Source organism: Sinorhizobium glycinis (assembly GCF_001651865.1).
In the GTDB taxonomy this organism is placed as follows: domain Bacteria; phylum Pseudomonadota; class Alphaproteobacteria; order Rhizobiales; family Rhizobiaceae; genus Sinorhizobium; species Sinorhizobium glycinis.
Window position 1 is genome coordinate 50513 of the sequence record NZ_LPUX01000050.1, and the last position, 16783, is coordinate 67295.

Annotated in this window: 21 protein-coding genes and 1 tRNA gene; 9 read left to right on the forward strand and 13 right to left on the reverse strand. The window is 61.5% G+C overall.

Going from position 1 to position 16783, the window contains the following annotated elements; all coding sequences use genetic code 11:
* Window positions 1–68: 68 nt before the first annotated feature.
* Complete coding sequence (locus AU381_RS02860; RefSeq protein ID WP_003528058.1) at window positions 69–407, reverse strand: P-II family nitrogen regulator; 339 nt, start codon at window positions 405–407, stop codon at window positions 69–71.
* Window positions 408–750: 343 nt separating this feature from the next.
* Here AU381_RS02860 and AU381_RS02865 point away from each other — a divergent pair, with 343 nt between their 5' ends.
* Window positions 751–2226 (forward strand): bifunctional ADP-dependent NAD(P)H-hydrate dehydratase/NAD(P)H-hydrate epimerase, encoded by a 1476-nt coding sequence (locus AU381_RS02865; protein ID WP_064240313.1) that lies wholly within the window; start codon window positions 751–753, stop codon window positions 2224–2226.
* Between the two features lie 14 nt (window positions 2227–2240).
* On the opposite strand, the gene gpt is transcribed toward AU381_RS02865, so the two are convergent.
* Both gpt and AU381_RS02875 read right to left on the reverse strand, forming a co-directional pair.
* Window positions 2241–2735, reverse strand: a complete 495-nt coding sequence (gene gpt / locus AU381_RS02870) for a xanthine phosphoribosyltransferase (protein WP_064240314.1) — start codon at window positions 2733–2735, stop codon at window positions 2241–2243.
* A gap of 137 nt (window positions 2736–2872) precedes the next feature.
* Entirely contained in the window at window positions 2873–3628 is a 756-nt protein-coding gene (locus AU381_RS02875; protein ID WP_082909620.1) for a competence/damage-inducible protein A, read from the reverse strand.
* Window positions 3629–3794: 166 nt separating this feature from the next.
* Here AU381_RS02875 and wrbA point away from each other — a divergent pair, with 166 nt between their 5' ends.
* The 3 genes from wrbA to AU381_RS02890 all read left to right on the forward strand — a co-directional run bounded on the left by wrbA (window position 3795) and on the right by AU381_RS02890 (window position 5197).
* Window positions 3795–4394 carry an NAD(P)H:quinone oxidoreductase type IV gene (wrbA, locus tag AU381_RS02880; protein WP_064240316.1) on the forward strand — a complete coding sequence of 200 codons (600 nt, stop codon included), beginning with the start codon at window positions 3795–3797 and terminating at the stop codon, window positions 4392–4394.
* Between the two features lie 254 nt (window positions 4395–4648).
* Window positions 4649–4891, forward strand: a complete 243-nt coding sequence (locus tag AU381_RS02885; protein ID WP_018239726.1) for a DUF2188 domain-containing protein — start codon at window positions 4649–4651, stop codon at window positions 4889–4891.
* Between the two features lie 87 nt (window positions 4892–4978).
* Window positions 4979–5197 (forward strand): hypothetical protein, encoded by a 219-nt coding sequence (locus tag AU381_RS02890; RefSeq protein ID WP_064240317.1) that lies wholly within the window; start codon window positions 4979–4981, stop codon window positions 5195–5197.
* A 114-nt stretch (window positions 5198–5311) separates the two neighbouring features.
* Here AU381_RS02890 and AU381_RS30195 read toward each other — a convergent pair whose 3' ends face one another.
* The 3 genes from AU381_RS30195 to AU381_RS02905 form a co-directional block, all read right to left on the reverse strand.
* Window positions 5312–5488: a hypothetical protein gene (locus tag AU381_RS30195; RefSeq protein WP_164476158.1), complete on the reverse strand. Its 177-nt coding sequence runs from the start codon at window positions 5486–5488 to the stop codon at window positions 5312–5314.
* The gene (locus AU381_RS02900; protein WP_064240319.1) at window positions 5485–5724 is read right to left on the reverse strand and encodes a hypothetical protein; all 240 of its coding nucleotides are present in this window, start codon (window positions 5722–5724) and stop codon (window positions 5485–5487) included. Before AU381_RS02900 ends, AU381_RS30195 begins: the two co-directional genes overlap by 4 nt.
* Before the next feature lie 279 nt (window positions 5725–6003).
* Window positions 6004–6465 (reverse strand): SMI1/KNR4 family protein, encoded by a 462-nt coding sequence (locus tag AU381_RS02905; RefSeq protein WP_064240320.1) that lies wholly within the window; start codon window positions 6463–6465, stop codon window positions 6004–6006.
* 231 nt (window positions 6466–6696) lie between these two features.
* Here AU381_RS02905 and AU381_RS02910 point away from each other — a divergent pair.
* A tRNA-Leu gene (locus AU381_RS02910) sits at window positions 6697–6781 on the forward strand.
* Window positions 6782–6826: 45 nt separating this feature from the next.
* Here the strand turns inward: AU381_RS02910 and AU381_RS02915 are convergent.
* Window positions 6827–7417, reverse strand: a complete 591-nt coding sequence (locus AU381_RS02915; RefSeq protein ID WP_064240321.1) for a hypothetical protein — start codon at window positions 7415–7417, stop codon at window positions 6827–6829.
* A 216-nt stretch (window positions 7418–7633) separates the two neighbouring features.
* Here AU381_RS02915 and ilvA point away from each other — a divergent pair, with 216 nt between their 5' ends.
* From ilvA to AU381_RS02930, 3 genes are all read left to right on the forward strand, one after another.
* Window positions 7634–8881 carry a threonine ammonia-lyase gene (gene ilvA / locus AU381_RS02920; RefSeq protein WP_064240322.1) on the forward strand — a complete coding sequence of 416 codons (1248 nt, stop codon included), beginning with the start codon at window positions 7634–7636 and terminating at the stop codon, window positions 8879–8881.
* A 78-nt stretch (window positions 8882–8959) separates the two neighbouring features.
* Entirely contained in the window at window positions 8960–9280 is a 321-nt protein-coding gene (locus AU381_RS02925; protein ID WP_064240323.1) for an HlyU family transcriptional regulator, read from the forward strand.
* A 448-nt stretch (window positions 9281–9728) separates the two neighbouring features.
* A complete protein-coding gene (locus tag AU381_RS02930) occupies window positions 9729–10976 on the forward strand; it encodes a GGDEF domain-containing protein (protein ID WP_064240324.1) in 1248 nt (415 codons plus the stop codon).
* A gap of 13 nt (window positions 10977–10989) precedes the next feature.
* Here AU381_RS02930 and AU381_RS02935 read toward each other — a convergent pair whose 3' ends face one another.
* Window positions 10990–11451, reverse strand: coding sequence for an Lrp/AsnC family transcriptional regulator (locus AU381_RS02935; protein ID WP_064240325.1), 462 nt, complete (start codon window positions 11449–11451; stop codon window positions 10990–10992).
* 155 nt (window positions 11452–11606) lie between these two features.
* Between AU381_RS02935 and ald the strand changes: the two genes are divergently transcribed.
* Entirely contained in the window at window positions 11607–12725 is a 1119-nt protein-coding gene (ald, locus tag AU381_RS02940) for an alanine dehydrogenase (RefSeq protein ID WP_064240326.1), read from the forward strand.
* 47 nt (window positions 12726–12772) lie between these two features.
* On the opposite strand, the gene AU381_RS02945 is transcribed toward ald, so the two are convergent.
* The 5 genes from AU381_RS02945 to AU381_RS02965 all read right to left on the reverse strand — a co-directional run bounded on the left by AU381_RS02945 (window position 12773) and on the right by AU381_RS02965 (window position 16576).
* Window positions 12773–13240: a DUF1203 domain-containing protein gene (locus tag AU381_RS02945; protein ID WP_064240327.1), complete on the reverse strand. Its 468-nt coding sequence runs from the start codon at window positions 13238–13240 to the stop codon at window positions 12773–12775.
* 87 nt (window positions 13241–13327) lie between these two features.
* Window positions 13328–13891, reverse strand: coding sequence for a GNAT family N-acetyltransferase (locus AU381_RS02950; protein WP_064240328.1), 564 nt, complete (start codon window positions 13889–13891; stop codon window positions 13328–13330).
* A gap of 5 nt (window positions 13892–13896) precedes the next feature.
* Window positions 13897–14760 (reverse strand): 3-mercaptopyruvate sulfurtransferase, encoded by an 864-nt coding sequence (gene sseA / locus AU381_RS02955; protein ID WP_064240329.1) that lies wholly within the window; start codon window positions 14758–14760, stop codon window positions 13897–13899.
* A gap of 17 nt (window positions 14761–14777) precedes the next feature.
* Window positions 14778–15527, reverse strand: coding sequence for an alanyl-tRNA editing protein (locus AU381_RS02960; RefSeq protein WP_064240330.1), 750 nt, complete (start codon window positions 15525–15527; stop codon window positions 14778–14780).
* Between the two features lie 8 nt (window positions 15528–15535).
* Window positions 15536–16576, reverse strand: a complete 1041-nt coding sequence (locus AU381_RS02965; protein WP_064240331.1) for a cysteine synthase A — start codon at window positions 16574–16576, stop codon at window positions 15536–15538.
* Window positions 16577–16783 lie beyond the last annotated feature (207 nt).

Here is a 16783-nt window from a genome sequence, read left to right on the forward strand (position 1 = left end):
GACGCAGTTGGAAAATCGGGGCCGGGCGGTCCCCGGGATCGGATGGGGGTATCGGACGGGTCAGTCAATCAGATGGCGTCGAGGCCGGTTTCGCCGGTGCGGATTCGGATGACTTCCTCCACATTGGACACGAAAATCTTGCCATCGCCGATGCGGCCGGTTTGCGCGGCGTTGCGGATGGCCTCGATGACGGCTTCCGCGTTCTCGTCCGCCAGCACGACTTCCACCTTCACCTTCGGCAGGAAATCGACGACATATTCGGCGCCCCGGTAGAGCTCCGTGTGTCCCTTCTGCCGCCCGAAACCCTTGGCCTCGGTGACGGTAATGCCCTGCAGGCCGACTTCTTGAAGGGCTTCCTTCACTTCGTCGAGCTTGAAGGGCTTAATGATCGCTTCGATCTTTTTCATGAGAAAATTTCTCTCCGCTTCTCCCTGAAAAGCCGGGTCTCACCCGCTCGCCTTCCAGTATGCATGTAGTGTGCCAATTTTATAGAGGAATGATGCAAGGAGAGGGAAATTTCACCCGCTCAAGTCGAGTCGGCCCGGCACTGGCTTCCCGTCCTGCATGTTCTGCCTATTTTTTATGAAGATTCACCGATCGAAACGCGTTATCCCCAGGCGATCGCCGCAGTTTGATGCGTAACGCCCGTTATTTAAGCGCCAATAATAGGCAAATGCCTAATAAATGATCCGTGCTGCATTGTTTCGGCGTGCTCTTGTCTGGCGGGCTCGGGCGCGCTTAGATCGGGCCATGCGGTACGCGCTCGAAGACATGCTGGTGACACCGGCCGAGATGGCGGCGATCGATAAGGACGCGGCCGATTCCGGCATCGATAGCTTCTCGTTGATGCGCTCGGCGGGAATGGCGGTGTCGGCTGCCGCGCTCCGGCTGTTTCCGGCTGCTTCACGCTTTGTCGTGCTCTGTGGCCCGGGCAACAACGGCGGGGATGGCTATGTTGCGGCAGAAGCCCTGGCGGGGAGTGGCGCACAGGTTGCGGTATACGCGCTGGGAGATCCCAACAAGCTGCGGGGCGATGCCGCCAAGGCCCGCAGCGCCTGCCGGCTTGGCGTCATAGACCTGGAGGCTTACCAACCCCAATCGGGCGACATCGTCGTCGACGCGCTGTTCGGGGCAGGGCTCGCTCGCGACCTGCCGGACGCGGTGCAGAAGATCATCGAACGGGTCAACGCGAGCAGAGTACCGGTAGTTGCGGTCGATCTGCCTTCCGGCATTGACGGGCGCACCGGCGAGGTGCGCGGCGCAAGTTTTGCTGCCGCTCATACGGTGACTTTCATGGCAGCGAAGCCCGGGCATGTCTTGATGCCGGGGCGCGAATTGAGCGGTACGCTCGAGGTCTTCGACATCGGCATTCCTGCCCGGCTTGTGGCCGCAAGGGCAAGCGACCTGCGGATCAACGGACCGGCCGTCTGGCGGCAATATTCCGGCGGTCTCCGGCCGGGCACGCATAAATATAAGCGCGGCCACCTGGCCGTGCTTTCGGGAGGGCTCACCTCTACCGGTGCAGCGCGGCTCTCCGCCGCCGCAGGTCTCGTTGCCGGAGCGGGGCTCGTGACGCTCGGTTCCCCACTGGAAGCGGCAGCCGTCAATGCTTCGCACCTCACGGCGGTCATGCTCAAGGAAATCGGCACTGCCGCCGATCTCGCAGAATGGCTGCGGGACAAACGCCTCAATACATTTGTGCTTGGCCCGGGATTCGGCGTCGGCAAGAAGGCGAGGGACTTTGCCCTGATGCTCTGCGATCGCGCCCTGGTGCTTGACGCCGACGGCATGAGTTCCTTTCAACAGGGAAGGGAAGAGCTGTTTCAAAAAATCGCGGAAAGCGGCGGCCAGGTCGTCATGACGCCTCACGAAGGCGAGTTCGCGCGCCTTTTCCCGGAGGTTGGCGCCGATACCTCGCTCTCCAAGATCGAAAGGGCGCAAGTCGCGGCAAGGCTCAGCCATGCGGTGATCGTCTACAAGGGGCCGGATACGGTGGTGGCGGCGCCTTCAGGCAGAGCGGTGGTGAATGTGGATGCGCCAGCCTGGCTTGCCACTGCGGGATCGGGCGACGTGCTGGCGGGAATCATTGGCGCGCATCTGGCTCAGGGCATGCCGGCCTTCGAAGCGGCCGCCGCCGCGGTCTGGCGCCACGGCGAGGCAGGTATCCGCGCCGGCCGCACCGCGACGGCCGAGACGCTCGTCGAAAACATTTCTCCGCTCCCGTAAAGGAGCGATGGCGGTCAGCCGCGCGTTCCCTTGGCGATCGGCTCCTGATAGGTGAAGCCCATGTCCCAGGGGAAATAGATCCAGGTATGCTGGCTCACTTCGGTGACGAAGGTGTCGACCAGCGGCCGGCCCTTCGGCTTGGCGTAGACGGCGGCGAAATGCGCCTTGGGCAGCATGGCGCGAACTTCGGCGGCGGTCTTGCCGGTGTCGGTCAGGTCGTCGACAATCAGCACACCTTCGCCGCCGTTCTTAGTGATTTCCGGCGAGATGCCCTTGAGCACCTTCATCTGCCCCTGCGTGTCGTAGTCGTGATAGGAGGCGATGCAGACGGTTTCGATCATGCGGATGTTGAGCTCCCGGCTGATGATTGCCGCCGGCACGAGGCCGCCGCGGGTGATGCAGACCATGGCGCGCCATTCCTGCCCGTCTGCGAGCCGCCAGGCGAGCGCTCTCGCGTCGCGGTGGAATTGGTCCCAGGATACGGGAAAGGCTTTTTCGGGAAGAGACATATGGGCGCTCCGATATCTGATCGAACAGGTTGGGGAGCGTCCTGTGGCGCTTCCCCGTTGGCGAATGCAATACCGGCAAGGAAGCCCGTAGCGCAAGGGCTTGAATAAGCCAGGTCTGACCGGGACGAGGACCGAGCCTAATCGCCCTTTCGCGAGCGCGCGATCGCCTCGATCATCGCGATCACATCGGTCTCGGCAGCAGCCAGCGCCGCCTCGTCCCTGCCGCGGATGACGATGTCGGTCGAGAAGCTCTTGCCGTCGAATTTCGGATAGGAGCCGATGTTCGTTTCGGGATGGTGTCTTTGGACATCGGTCAGGGGCGTGCCGATGTCCCCTTCGCCAAAGGGGGAGCGGACCGTTCGAGACAGAACCGGCGTACCGGTCTGAAGGCTGGGCAGCAGGCCATCGAGCATTGCCTGGAACACCTGCGGCACCCCGGCCATGACGTAGACATTGCCCACCTTGAAGCCCGGTGCCGTCGATACCGGATTGGCGATGTGGTCTGCCCCGAGCGGCATGCGCGCCATCCGCTTGCGGGCATCCGTGAACTCCATGCCGCGCCGCTCATACATCGCGCCGAGCAGTTCCATCGCCTTCGGATCGTGGACGCATGCAAGCCCGAACGCCTTCGAGATCGCGTCGGCGGTGATGTCGTCATGCGTCGGGCCGATGCCGCCGGATGTGAAGACGTGGTCGTATCGGGCCCTTAGCGCATTGATCGCTTCGACGATCGCCTCCTCGTCGTCGGCGACGATCCGAACTTCGCGCAGATCGATGCCGATCATCGTCAGCATGTCGGCGAGGTGACCGATGTTCTTGTCCTTGGTCCGACCGGAGAGGAGCTCGTCGCCGATGGCGAGCATGGCAGCGGTGACTACACTGGCACTGTTCATTTGCGCTCCGGTTTGGTTTCGGATCGTTCAACACGATCTGCTTATTGTTGAAAAAGACTGAACAGTCTGTCGCCCGGCCCCGTTCTGGCAATCGCATGCGATTTGATAAATCTTGCCGGCCGCGGCGATCAAGAGGAATTGCCGGACATCGAAGGAGTATTTTTCTTTGGCTAAGGTGTTGGTTCTTTACTACTCGGCCTACGGACATATCGAGAAGATGGCCTATGCGGTTGCGGAGGGCGCGAAGTCGGCCGGGGCCGAGGTGTCGGTGAAGCGTGTGCCGGAACTCGTCTCGGAAGAGGTGGCGAAGGCTTCCCACTACAAGGTCGACCAGCCGGCTCCCGTCGCGACGGTCGAGGAATTGGGCGAGTACGACGCGATCATCTTCGGCGCCGGCACGCGCTATGGCACGGTTGCCTCGCAGCTGCGCAATTTCATCGACCAGACCGGCAGCCTTTGGGCGAAGGGCAAGCTGGTCGGCAAGGTCGGTTCGGCCTTCACCTCGTCGGCAACCCAGCATGGCGGCCAGGAATCGACGATCCTTGGCCTGATCCCCACCATGCTGCATCATGGCATGGTCGTGGTCGGCCTGCCTTACGCCTTCCAGGGGCAAATGGGTGTAGACGAAATCAAGGGCGGCTCGCCCTATGGCGCATCGACGATCACCGGCGGCGACGGCTCGCGCCAGCCGTCCGAGGTGGAACTCGACGCTGCTCGCTTCCAGGGCGCGCACGTCGCGAGGATAGCCGCCAAGCTCGCAGACTGATCAGATCGAACGAGCTAGTTCCATGCGAGCGCGGTCTCATCTCGGGGCCGCGTTTGTCATTGGAATCGTAGAGCAATTGCGGCGATGGGCGGGGGCCGCGGAGCGACCTTCAAAAATGGCTCAACTCTAGCCGTTTTGTGTTAACATCGCCCGTCCGGTATGGACATGCCACAGGCAAGGAGGAGCAGAACGGCCGTGCGGCACGGCCCAATCGGGGGCAGCGATTGTCCCTGGAAAATCCACGGGAGTGAAGAATGGCGCGGATTATCTATTCGATCGTTCAACACGACGGAGGCTGGGCGTACAAGGCAGCCGACGCGTATTCAGAGTCCTTCCCCAGTCGCGAGATGGCGCTGGCGGCCGCAAAGGCTGCGGCGGCCGAACAGCAGGTCGGCGGCGACGATGAGGAAATCAGCTTCCAGGATGAGCAGGGAAACTGGCATTTCGAACACGCCGATGGAGGAGATCGACCTGAAGCGACCGTCGAGGATGGCTGAGGTTTAGGGGCGATTAGCCTGCGGACATATGTGTCGCCCCTGAGGTGCCGTCCACGGACGCGAGCGACAGCGCGACGGAGGATATCCATGCACTACAACGTTCAGATCTTCACCTGGACCGCTCGGGAGGGCGTTCACCAGGTCGGGTCGGTCATCGAAGTCGATGCCCCCAACCCGAAGGCGGCCGCAGTATCGCTGCTCGGGTTACGGCTCGAAGACAGGGGCGAGTCGTCAAAACTGGCAGTCCGGGTCTGGCGCGGCGAAGACGCCCAGAAGGCCGATTGCGATTGTTTCTTTTATCACTGACGGTTTCGCACGGCTCTGTTTGCGTGAAATGAAAAGCCCAGCCTCGGCATCCCGCGTGTGGTGCGAATGCCGGAAGCGACGCGTCGCGGGTTTCATGTCAAGAAGGATTGTGTCTCAACGCGGTTTCCGCACAAGCATGCCTATCCAACCCGTCCGCTGTCCCGGCACGTCGCGGACCCGGAGTTCCGCCTGGCGCGCCTCGATGGCGCTCGCGAAGTCATCCTTCATTGCGTCGATGGCGCGACGCTTCTCGGCGAGTTCATCGCCGTCGACCGTAACCTCCTGCGTCATGCCGGCCTCCTCTGATCAAGCGAACGGTCGACATGCGAGCGCCCGGCGACGAGAAGCAGGAACGCGTCCCTCGTGCCGGCCTGATACTCTTCGATCAGCATCCGGCCATATCGCTGCGCCTGTGCGCTCTTGCGCGACCAGCCATACTCGTCACACAGCCGGTCGTAGACGCGTTGAAGCGTCTTGAGGTCTTCCGGCCCCAAAGGTGTGCTGCTGGACGCTCGCAACGGACGCACGCCGATCCCCTCTGCCGTCGATGCCAGGACAGTCTTGAGGTCAGCACATTGCCAGCAACACGCAAGGATTGAACCCCTGGCGAATCAGGGGTTTGTGCGAATTTTTTATGAGAGGCTTGGCGCAAGAGCTCAAAGCGGCACGGGCGCGAAGGTGTACCGCAAAATTCGGCGGCTGCCCGTGCATCGCTGCTGTCTGAGAGGACGTATATTTGAAGCTGCGCTATGCGACTTTCAAGGGGATACTAGAATGGGAAGATGAGGGGGCAGACTCTGATGGACTCACTTCAAGCCGTTGAGGAGCACGGTATCCGCGACAAACGAGAGGAAGCTCTCCGACACCGTTTCAAATGTTGGTCCGGCCATATCAAGACAGAAGACCGCCTCCCCAAAAGAGGGGCAAAGGCAGTATCGCCAGGAGGCACCGGTATCCGCAATCGTAATCGCATCGGCAGGGATAACATCCCCGTCAGGCCGTCGGCCAAACAGTTTTCGGTGAAAGTCTGACTGATAAATTTGAAACGATGAATGCTGTTCAATCAGGCGTGCGGGCTCAGGTTCGTAGATATTGAACCCGCGTGTCGTTGATCCCGTCCCGACTTCGCGAATGAACTCCAAGTACCGCTTGGAAATACCGGGATAGAGTGCAGCAATGGTTACGACATCACTGTCTGAGGCCGGCTTCAGCGAAGACAATTCGCCTTCGTGGTCAAGATCGATCAACTGCTCTAATTCTTTGATCATGGAACTCGGCCGTACTTTCCGCTTGTGTTGCATTGCAGCTAACACTGGGGGCGCCATGTTGACAATCGGGTCCCCGTGTATTCTGGACTACTTCTGGAGCCGCCTGCCGCAACGAGATTCAGCTTCAGCCGTTAAACGCCGGAATTCCAGTGAACTCGGCTTGGAAAACCCAGGAGTGGTTGCGAAACATTCCCTTGACTGAATCGCCTAAGTGCTTGATCTAGGCTGCGAGCGGACGTGGCGAAACTGGTAGACGCAAGGGACTTAAAATCCCTCGGTTAACACCGTACGGGTTCGATCCCCGTCGTCCGCACCATATTCATACGCGCGACCGATCGGTAGAGGTCCTTCTGCGCTCGCTCTACTCCCCCGCAATCTTGAACGGCTGGTCGACCGTCGCGCTTTTGCCGCTGTTGATGTCGTTGAAGCGGAAGCGCAGGACATAGTCGCCGGCCGGAGCCCCGGTGACGTCGACGGTCAGGGTTGCATAGATCTCCTGGTTGCGGAGATATCCGGTAAAGGTGAAGTCGCCGAACGCCTTGCGGGTGGCGAGCACCTCGCCCTTCGGGCTGACAATGTCAAGATCGACGGTGAAGCGCGTCTCAACCTTGCCCTTGGCGCTTGCCTCCTTCCAGGTGAGGCCGACCGGTTCGACATAGGACACGAGTGTCTCGCCGGCCTTGAATACCGGCTCTTGCTTCGGCTCATACATGGCGTAACCGGCCGGTTCGGCCGCCACGAAAACAGCCTTGCCGATCGCGAAGGGAAGGGTCTGCGAGAACGCGCTGATAGCCTGGCGCAGCGTTTCCCGCGCGCCTGCCGCATCGCCCGAGCCTGCCTGCTCTTCCGCCTTCGCTGCCGCTTCGGCAAGCGGCCCCGCTTGGGCTTCGGAAATGGTCAGCGGTTGCGCCGCCAGAGTCAGTATCGCAAGCATGGGCAGGTAGTTCGACATCGCACTTCCCCAGGCGTCCCGACTGTTCAGAACTGTCGGCATTTGGCAGCGCAAGTCAAGACGAGAGAGACTGAGGCGACCACGACAGATCGGCGTAGAGTGACGGTTCCCGAATGCCGCCAAGGTTGGGGAAACGCAGCGTCTCAAATCGATGGTTTCAGCCCCGACAATGTGCGATAGCGACAGCGATCAAGAACGAACGAATGATGGCACGAGATGAAGCAGGAAGTTGAACAAGCGGCTGCGGCGATGCGCGAGATCTTTCCGGCGCCGCCGTTGCAGCTCAACGATCATCTGAGCGCACGTTACGGCGCCACGGTCTATCTGAAGCGCGAGGATCTTTCGCCGGTGCGCTCCTACAAGATCCGCGGCGCCTTCAACTTTTTCCGCAAGGCGCTTGCGGCCGGTGCTTCGGGCAAGACCTTCGTCTGCGCTTCGGCCGGGAACCATGCGCAGGGTTTTGCCTTCGTCTGCCGGCACTTCGGCGTTCCGGGTATCGTCTTCATGCCGGTGACGACGCCGCAGCAGAAGATCGACAAGACCCGCATCTTCGGCGGCGAATACATAACGATCCGCCTCGTCGGCGATATCTTCGACCAGTGCTACCAGGCAGCGCGCGACCACGTCAAGGCGATCGCCGGCATCATGGTGCCGCCATTCGATCATGCCGACATCATAGAGGGGCAGGCGACCGTGGCGGCGGAAATCGCCGAGCAACTGCCGGAAGGTTCGGTTCCTGATCTCGTCGTGCTGCCCGTCGGTGGCGGCGGGTTGGCGGCCGGCGTGACCGGTTATTTCCATGATGCTCTGACGACCGATCGGTTCATCTTTTGCGAACCGGAGGGCGCGCCGAGCCTGAGGCGCAGCCTCGAGGCGGGCAGCGTCGTCACGCTCGACCAGGTGGACAATTTCGTCGACGGAGCGGCAGTCGGGCGGATTGGTGACCTGAATTTCTCGGCGCTCCAAGGCTTTGCGCCGGACCAGGTGATGCTTCTCGCCGAAAACGCGATATGCCTGACGATCACCGAGATGCTGAACGTCGAGGGCGTGGTTCTCGAGCCGGCCGGCGCCTTGTCCATCACCGCGCTGGAAGCGCTCGGCAGGGCGGGGCTGGAAGGCAAGACGTTGGTTGCCGTCGTTTCCGGCGGCAATTTCGATTTCGAGCGCCTCCCCGACGTGAAGGAACGCGCCATGCGCCACGCGGGGTTGAAGAAATACTTCATCCTGCGCATGGCGCAGCGGCCGGGTGCCTTGCGCGATTTCCTCAATCTGCTGGGCGAGGAGGATGACATCGCCCGGTTCGAATATCTCAAGAAATCGGCGCGCAACTTCGGCTCCGTCCTGATCGGCATCGAGACCAAGCATGCGGAGAACTTTCCGCTGCTGAAGCAACGTTTCGATGCGGCGGGGCTCCGGTACCAGGACATCACCGAGAACGAGATTCTGGCCAATCTGGTCATCTGACGGGCCGCTGCTGCCGGGCTACCGAGTTCGGCCAACTTTGGCTTTGACAGAGGCGGCAGCCACGGCTAACCATGAGGCATGGCATCGTTTTTCTCGAAATTGTTCGGCTTCTCCAGCGGCTCCGAAAAGCAGCCTGAGCCTGCTCCGGGCAAGACCGAAACCTATGCGGATTGCCTGATCCGTGCCACGCCGATGCGCGAGGGCGCGCAATTCCGGCTCGCCGGCAGCATTGAAAAGCCGATGCCGGACGGCGGCACGAAAGTGCGCAATTTCATTCGCGCCGATCTCTTCACCTCCGAGCAGGACGCCATCGATTCGGCGCTCCGCAAGGGACGGCAAATCATCGATGAGCAGCGCGCGGCGCTCTTCTCCGACGAAGCCCAGTCCCGGTCCGTGTAAGCAGAACGATCTGTTCTGCATCAATCGGTTGCAGAATTTTCCTAATGTAAGTCGAGGTTGGTTCTTGGGGCGCGCTAACCCCCTTGGCCTGCCGCCATCTCCCCCACAAGGACCCACAAGGGGGGAGAACATGTGCGGCGCGCATTGCGCCTCGACCGGAGCGCTTCACTTGCAGAGGCAGTTGGCAGGAGCGAGGGCCAGCCACGGGTCTTCTCCCCCTTGTGGCCCCTTGTGGGGAGATGGCCGGCAGGCCAGCGGGGGTTGCCATTTGCCGCCGCCAATGCGCGGCCGGCTCTGCAACCTTCCCGCGCGACCATGACCGACTGCGGGCGATCTGCAAGGCGGCGGAATCTTGCCCCTTTCTTGCCAGCATCCGTCGCCCGGTAAAGCTTTATTCAATTTCTAGCTTTAAGGACCGGACAAGTGAAAACGAAAGTCTCCTACGCGCATGCCAAACGCCAATCTCATGCTCTTGCTTGCCGAGGCCTTGGTTTATGTCGCGTCGATGATCGGACTTCTGCACCTGCGCGCCCGCCTTGGGCTCGGCGTCTTCGTGGCAGCCCTCGGCGTCATGCATTTCATCGAGACCTATCTTGCCGCCGTCTTCTATGTTCAACTGCCATTCGGGGTGATCTCTCCGGGCTCGGCCGTTTTCTTTTCCGGCAAGCTCATGATGATCCTTCTTCTGTATGTGAAGGAGGACGCGGCAACGGTCCGCCAGCCAATCTACGGATTGCTCGCCGGTAACTTTCTGACGGTCGCGCTCAGCCTGCTCTTGAGGCGGCATGAGACGGTGTCGATCGTGCCCGGCCGTTTCGCCGATATAGCCTTCATCGATGAAATGGGCTGGCTTATGGTCTGGGGCACGACGCTTCTCTATTTCGACTCCCTGATCATCATCCTGCTCTACGAGAAGCTCGGTCGATGGTTTCAGCGCTTCGTGACGATCCGCTTCCTGATCTGCGGCGTGGTCGTGCTGACATTCGACCAACTCGGCTTCTATGCCGCGCTCCGCTTCGTGAACGGTGCGCCCTCGGACGTGTTCTGGGGAGGGTGGATGGCAAAGATGCTCGCGGCGCCCTTCTATGCCGTTGCCATCGGCTTTTATCTCAACGCCTCGCGCCATACCTTCCTGGCGATCTCGAACCGGCCGCTCGGCGACATCTTCAACGACCTCACCTTCCGCGAGCGTTACGAGGATCTGCTGTCGCGTTCGGGTCACGATACGCTGACGGGTGCGCTGGACCGCGGCCGCTTCGAAGCGGAGGGGCAGCGGATGATCCGTGAGGCAGTGGCCCAAAGTGCTCCGGTCAGCCTGATGATCATCGACGTCGACGGTTTCAAGAGCGTCAACGATCGGTTCGGTCAGATGGAAGGCGATCGCGTGCTGCAGAAACTCGCCGAAACCGTAAAGGCCAAGCTTGGGCCCGAGGATCGCCTGTTTCGCTATGGTGGCGAAGAGTTTGTCGTGCTCTGCCCGGGTCTCCCCTATGCCGGCGTTCAGTCACGGGCCGAGGACATACGGAATGCCGTCTCCGCCGACGTCAAGACACCGAACGGTTATCCTGTGACCGCCAGCATCGGCGTTTCATCCACGCTTGCCGATGGCGCCGGCATCCAGGAACTGCTGGCGCAGGCCGATATTCGGCTCTATGCCGCAAAAAACACCGGCCGCAACCGCGTCGTCGGGCGCTGATCCGCGCAGCGCCTCAAATCCCGACATTCGGTCGGTCGATGATCTCGCGCAGCGAAAAGCTCGAATTGATCTTCACGACATGCGGAAGCGCCGACAGCCAGTCGCGGTGAATTCGCTCGTAATCTTCGAGGTCCCTCGCCGCGACACGCAGGATGTAGTCGTATTCCCCGGACATCAGATAACAGACGAGGACATTGGGGCAGAGCTTTACGGCCGCTTCGAACTCGGCGAGCGTCTTGGCGAATTGGCCGGAGAGCGAAATGTGCACGATGACCATGATCTTGTAGTCGAGCGCCTTGTGCGCGATGCGGGCATGATAGCCGGCGATCGTGCCGGATTTCTCGAGGATGTCGACGCGTCGGGAGCAGGCGGAGGGCGACAGGCCGACCTTGGCCGCGAGATCGGCGTTCGAGATCCTGCCATCCTGCTGCAGGACTCGCAGAATCGAACGATCAATGGCGTCCAGCTTGCTCACTCGTGATTTCTCCCAAGATTTCATGTTTCTTGCAATGATCCACGAAAGCAATGCGCCGCGGGACACATCTTTGCAAGGACATTCTCGGTGCCATCTGTTTTGCTTGTCTCACCATCAATGCCGCGAAAGCACACAGACAGGAGAGGAACGCAAGGATGCGTGTCGGTTGCCCGAAGGAAATCAAAAATCACGAATACCGGGTCGGCCTGACGCCCGGATCGGTGCGGGAATACGTCGCCCATGGCCACGAGGCCATCGTGGAAACCAAGGCCGGTGCGGGCATCGGGGCAGACGACGACGCCTATCGAGCCGCGGGCGCGAGGATCGTCCCGACGGCCAGGGACGTGTTCGAGAAATCGGACATGGTCGTCAAGGTCAAGGAGCCGCAGCCTTCCGAATGGGCGCAGCTGCGCGAAGGCCAAATTCTCTACACCTATCTTCATCTGGCGCCGGATCCCGAGCAGACGAGGGGACTGTTGAACTCGGGCGTCACCGCGGTTGCCTATGAGACGGTAACGGATGAGCGCGGCGGCCTGCCGTTGCTTGCCCCGATGTCCGAAGTGGCCGGCCGGCTTGCCATCCAGGCTGGCGCCACCTCGCTTCAAAAGGCCAATGGCGGTCGTGGCATCCTGCTCGGCGGCGTGCCCGGCGTGCTTCCCGCCAAGGTGGCGGTCATCGGCGGCGGCGTTGTCGGCCTGCACGCCGCCAAGATGGCTGTCGGCCTCGGTGCCGAGGTTTCGATCCTCGACCGCTCGATCCCGCGCCTGCGCCAGCTCGACGACATCTTCAACGGACGCGTCCACACCCGCTATTCGACGATCGATGCCCTGGAGGAGGAAGTGTTTTCCGCCGACCTGGTGATCGGCGCCGTGCTGATCCCGGGCGCCGCCGCGCCCAAGCTCGTCACGCGCGAAATGCTGTCGGGCATGAAGAAGGGCGCGGTGATCGTGGACGTCGCGATCGACCAGGGCGGCTGCTTCGAGACTTCGCATGCGACGACCCATTCCGAGCCGACCTACGTGGTGGACGGAATCGTGCATTATTGCGTCGCCAACATGCCGGGCGCCGTGCCGATCACCTCGACCCATGCGCTCAACAATGCGACGCTCAATTACGGACTGCAGCTTGCTGACCGCGGCCTCAAGGCGATCGCCGAGGACCGGCACTTGCGGGCTGGACTCAACGTCCACCGGGGCCGGGTGACGAATGCGCCTGTCGCCGAGGCGCTCGGCTATGATACTCACGCGCCGGAGAGCGTGCTCAACGTCGCCTGAGCGAATTGCATCAAACCGGCCTGCGTCCTCGGACGCCGGGCCGGCTCTCAGGCTGCTTCGATGCGGCACTGATAGCAATTGTTCTTGGCGGAGCGCACATGCACAGAGGAGACGGCCGACCGCGCCAGCAACTCTTCCGCTCGCTGCTCGAGCATGTCCGCAGGGACCACGCCGCCGGTTCCGTAGACTATGCGCTCGTTGGCATCGTATCCGCGAAGCAGGTAATCCTTGCTGGATGTGAGGATCGGCGGAAGCAAGGACTCGTCCGGCGCCCGGCATGCTTCGGCATGCATGAAGATCGGCCCGGTTTCCGCGTAAGGCTGGACTGACGAAAAGGGCCTATAGGCAAGAATCAGGTAAGCTCGGCCTTGCTCGACATTGCGCAGACAGTGCCGGCACGGAACGCCCATGCCGTCAGAGATGTGCTTTTCCGGCAGGTTGCCATAGGCATCCCGGCCACCCTGCCGCAACCTTTCCGCATCCATGTCAGGCATCGCGATGTAACGCAGCGTCATTGGGCGTCTCCTCTTCGTTTCGAAGCTTGGAGAAGATTGGCCCATTGCGTTTGGTAGCGACACCCGAAACTTGCCGGAGGGGATGGTTCAGAGATTCTTCGCGAAGGTGAGCAACTCGTCGTCGCTCAAAGGCCGAACGATCGCTTCCCGCGTTGCGACTGGGGAAAAGCCGAACTGCTGGTAGAGTTGCAGGGCGCGGGGATGGTCGAGGCTGTTGGTGGTCACCTTTACTTTGCGTGGGTCCATCGCCCAGGCAGCAAACAGGGTCTGCAGTAGGAACCATTTCCCGAGGCCGAGGCCGAGGGCATGTTCCATCAGCCCGAAATGGGTAAGTTCGATAACATCGCCGTCGCGCTGCTGCAGTTCGAAAAATCCGGCGGGAGCACCGTTGACGTAGAGGACCGTCAGGTTCGTCCGCTTGTCGTGGAGCACCGCCGCCAGATCCTCGTCGCTCATCCGCAGTCGCTCGGCCCAGTGCCAACGCTTGCCGACGCGGAGATAGAGGAAGCGATAATAGGGAAGCGGAATGTCGGACACACGCAGGATCGCCGTGTGTATATTGACGGGCACCGGCAGGCTTTGTTTCGGCGGCGACGTCATCTCGAGTTCAGTCACGTGTGCCGTGATCGCAGCAGGCTTCGATCCTTGCATGTCCTTCACTCTCTACCGATTGCGACCGGGGTATCGGACCGGCCGCCCCATTCCGACCAGGAACCATCATAGAGCGTATTGTTCGTATGTCCCAATGATTGAAGCGCAAGGGAAATGATTGCGGCCGTCACGCCGGATCCGCAGGTCGAGACGACCGGCTTCGTCAGATCGATGCCGGCGTTCGCGAAGGTTTGGCGCAAGCCATCGAGATCCTTGAGCTTGCCCGCCTCTGAAAAGACACCGGAGGGAAGGCTTCTCGCGCCGGGCATGTGTCCCGATCGCATTCCGGCTCGCGGCTCCGCCTCCTCGCCGGCAAAGCGGCCGGCGCTGCGTGCATCCGCGACTTGGGCGAGGCGGTTTTCGACGATGTCCTTCATGCGCTCGAAGGACGTGACGGCCTCCGCATCGAAGTTTGCATGGAAGCTGCGCGGAGCGGGGCTCGGGACCTCGGCACTCGTCGGTCTTCCCTCCGCCTTCCAGCCGTCCATGCCGCCGTCAAGAACGAAGGCATTCTTCGCGCCCATGATGCGGAACATCCACCAGACCCGGGGTGCCGTGAAGATGCCCGGCCCGTCATATACGACGATCGTGTCGTGCTCGCTGATACCCATGGCCCCGACGGCATCGGCAAAGGCTTCCGGGGAGGGCAGGGTATGCGGCAACCCGCTTGCCTGGTCGGCGATCGCATCCTGATCGAAAAAGACCGCTCCGGGGATATGCGCGGCCTGGTATTCCGCCGTGGGGTCGCGCTTTTGCGCCGGCAGGTACCAGGCGGCATCGACGATCTTGACCTCGGGATCGTCAAGGTGCTGCTCGAGCCAGTCCGGGGAGACGACGAAGGCGCTTCTCTTGTTGTTCTCGTTGTTCATGGTCGTTCTCCACGGACTTAAAGGGCAGCACGGTCTTCGGCGGTTCCGAAACGGATCCGGAAACGCCGGTTCTCCTTACCCTTCTTCTCGATCTTGGCGATGTGAATGGCGCCGACTTCCTGCGTCTCCGAGACATGGGTGCCGCCGCAGGGCTGGCTGTCGACCGAGGAGTCTTCGCCGATGCAGACGAGGCTCACGCGCCCCATGCCGACGGGCGGGCGGACATTCTTGGATTTGACAATGCCCGGATTGGCCGCGAGCTCCTCGTCGGTGATCCATTGCACGTAGACCGGATGATTCGCCTCGACGAGTTCCATCAGTGCCGCCGTCACCTCATCCTTGTCGATCGTGTGGCTCATGTCGAAATCGACACGGCTCTCCTCCTCGCCGACGGCGGCGCCGGTGACGGGGTAGGGGCAGACGACGGAGAGCAGGTGGCATGCCGTATGCATCCGCATCAGCCGGTAACGGCGCGGCCAGTCGATGTGGAGGACGAGCTTCTCGCCGAATTTCAGCGGTGCTTGGCCATCGGCGGGGACATGCACGATGACATCCTTCGTCGCGCCATGCCGCGTGTCCACGATGGGAATCCGACTGCCGTCCTCGCGCTCGAAGAAACCGGTGTCGCCTGGCTGGCCGCCGGACGTGGCATAAAAACAGGTCTGGTCGAGTTCGATCCCGCCGTCTTCCAGTATGGCCGTGACGCTTGCTTCACAGGTCGAAAGGTAGAAATCCTCGCGGAAGAGAGCGGTCACGGTCCTGGACATTGCAGAGATTATCCTACGGGTTCGTATGGAACGGTGATGTTCGAACTTCTGTTCAGCCAGGCCGGGACCGGCAGGCCTTTCGAGGCAAGGAAGTCCGGATTGAAGAGTTTCGACTGATAGCGATTACCATAGTCGCAAAGGATCGTCACGATCGTATGTCCGGGGCCGAGTTCGCGCGCAAGTCGAACCGCACCGGCGATATTGATCCCGGTGGAACCGCCGACGCAGAGGCCCTCCTTTTCGATGAGATCGAAGACATAGGGTACCGCCTCTGAATCGGGAATCTGGTAGGCGAAATCGGGCGTGAAGCCCTCGAGGTTGGCGGTGACGCGGCCCTGACCGATGCCCTCGGTGATCGAGCTTCCGCTCGCCTTCAGTTCGCCATGGGCGTAGTAGTTGTATAGTGCTGCGCCTTCCGGATCGGCAATGCCGATCTTGACAGCGGGGTTCCTGGCGCGCAATCCCTGCGCCACGCCGGCGAGCGTCCCGCCGGAACCGACGGCGCAGATGAAGCCGTCGACCTTGCCGTCGGTGTCTCGCCAGATCTCCGGCGCCGTCGTCTGGACATGCGCCTCGCGGTTCGCGACGTTGTCGAACTGATTTGCCCAGATGGCGCCGTTCGGATCGGTCTTGGCCAGCTCGGCTGCCAGCCGCCCGGAGATCTTCACGTAGTTGTTGGGGTTCCTGTATGGCACGGCCGGAACCTCGACCAGCTCGGCGCCGAGGAGCCGCAACGCGTCCTTCTTTTCCTGGCTCTGCGTTTCCGGGATCACGATGACGGTGCGATATCCGAGCGCGCTGCCGACGACCGCGAGCCCGATGCCGGTATTGCCGGCCGTTCCCTCGACGATCACGCCGCCGGGGCGCAACTGGCCGGCCTTCTCGGCCTCGCGGATGATCCAGAGCGCTGCCCGGTCCTTCACCGATTGCCCGGGATTGAGGAATTCCGCCTTGCCAAGGATGGTGCAGCCGGTGGCTTCGGAAACGGCGTTGAGCCGGATCAACGGCGTATTGCCGATCGCTTCGAGCACGGACGGATAGACACTCATCTTAGAAAACCTCACGCTGGACGGAACGAACGCCTGGCGTCAGCCAAGCATTTACCTCGACGAACGGCAAGCGATAAACATTTGGTTTAAGAGCAGGATCGCCGAAATATTGGCGTGTTTTCGGCTCAGGCTGTTCAACAGGCAAGAAATAGCGTTTCGCCGCTTTCCTGTCCCGGGCAAAAATCGTCTCCGCTGTCAACTGACGGG

Coding starts and splice junctions, on each gene's coding strand:
- AU381_RS02865 (WP_064240313.1), top strand. CDS start 751: ATGCGGTACGCGCTCGAAGACATGCTGGTGACACCGGCCGAGATGGCG.
- AU381_RS02945 (WP_064240327.1), bottom strand. CDS start 13,240: ATGACGCTGCGTTACATCGCGATGCCTGACATGGATGCGGAAAGGTTG.
- AU381_RS02885 (WP_018239726.1), top strand. CDS start 4,649: ATGGCGCGGATTATCTATTCGATCGTTCAACACGACGGAGGCTGGGCG.
- AU381_RS02875 (WP_082909620.1), bottom strand. CDS start 3,628: ATGAACAGTGCCAGTGTAGTCACCGCTGCCATGCTCGCCATCGGCGAC.
- AU381_RS02930 (WP_064240324.1), top strand. CDS start 9,729: ATGCCAAACGCCAATCTCATGCTCTTGCTTGCCGAGGCCTTGGTTTAT.
- AU381_RS02860 (WP_003528058.1), bottom strand. CDS start 407: ATGAAAAAGATCGAAGCGATCATTAAGCCCTTCAAGCTCGACGAAGTG.
- AU381_RS02905 (WP_064240320.1), bottom strand. CDS start 6,465: ATGATCAAAGAATTAGAGCAGTTGATCGATCTTGACCACGAAGGCGAA.
- sseA (WP_064240329.1), bottom strand. CDS start 14,760: ATGAACAACGAGAACAACAAGAGAAGCGCCTTCGTCGTCTCCCCGGAC.
- AU381_RS02915 (WP_064240321.1), bottom strand. CDS start 7,417: ATGTCGAACTACCTGCCCATGCTTGCGATACTGACTCTGGCGGCGCAA.
- AU381_RS02925 (WP_064240323.1), top strand. CDS start 8,960: ATGGCATCGTTTTTCTCGAAATTGTTCGGCTTCTCCAGCGGCTCCGAA.
- AU381_RS02950 (WP_064240328.1), bottom strand. CDS start 13,891: ATGCAAGGATCGAAGCCTGCTGCGATCACGGCACACGTGACTGAACTC.
- AU381_RS02890 (WP_064240317.1), top strand. CDS start 4,979: ATGCACTACAACGTTCAGATCTTCACCTGGACCGCTCGGGAGGGCGTT.
- AU381_RS02960 (WP_064240330.1), bottom strand. CDS start 15,527: ATGTCCAGGACCGTGACCGCTCTCTTCCGCGAGGATTTCTACCTTTCG.
- ald (WP_064240326.1), top strand. CDS start 11,607: ATGCGTGTCGGTTGCCCGAAGGAAATCAAAAATCACGAATACCGGGTC.
- gpt (WP_064240314.1), bottom strand. CDS start 2,735: ATGTCTCTTCCCGAAAAAGCCTTTCCCGTATCCTGGGACCAATTCCAC.
- ilvA (WP_064240322.1), top strand. CDS start 7,634: ATGAAGCAGGAAGTTGAACAAGCGGCTGCGGCGATGCGCGAGATCTTT.
- AU381_RS02965 (WP_064240331.1), bottom strand. CDS start 16,576: ATGAGTGTCTATCCGTCCGTGCTCGAAGCGATCGGCAATACGCCGTTG.
- AU381_RS30195 (WP_164476158.1), bottom strand. CDS start 5,488: ATGACGCAGGAGGTTACGGTCGACGGCGATGAACTCGCCGAGAAGCGT.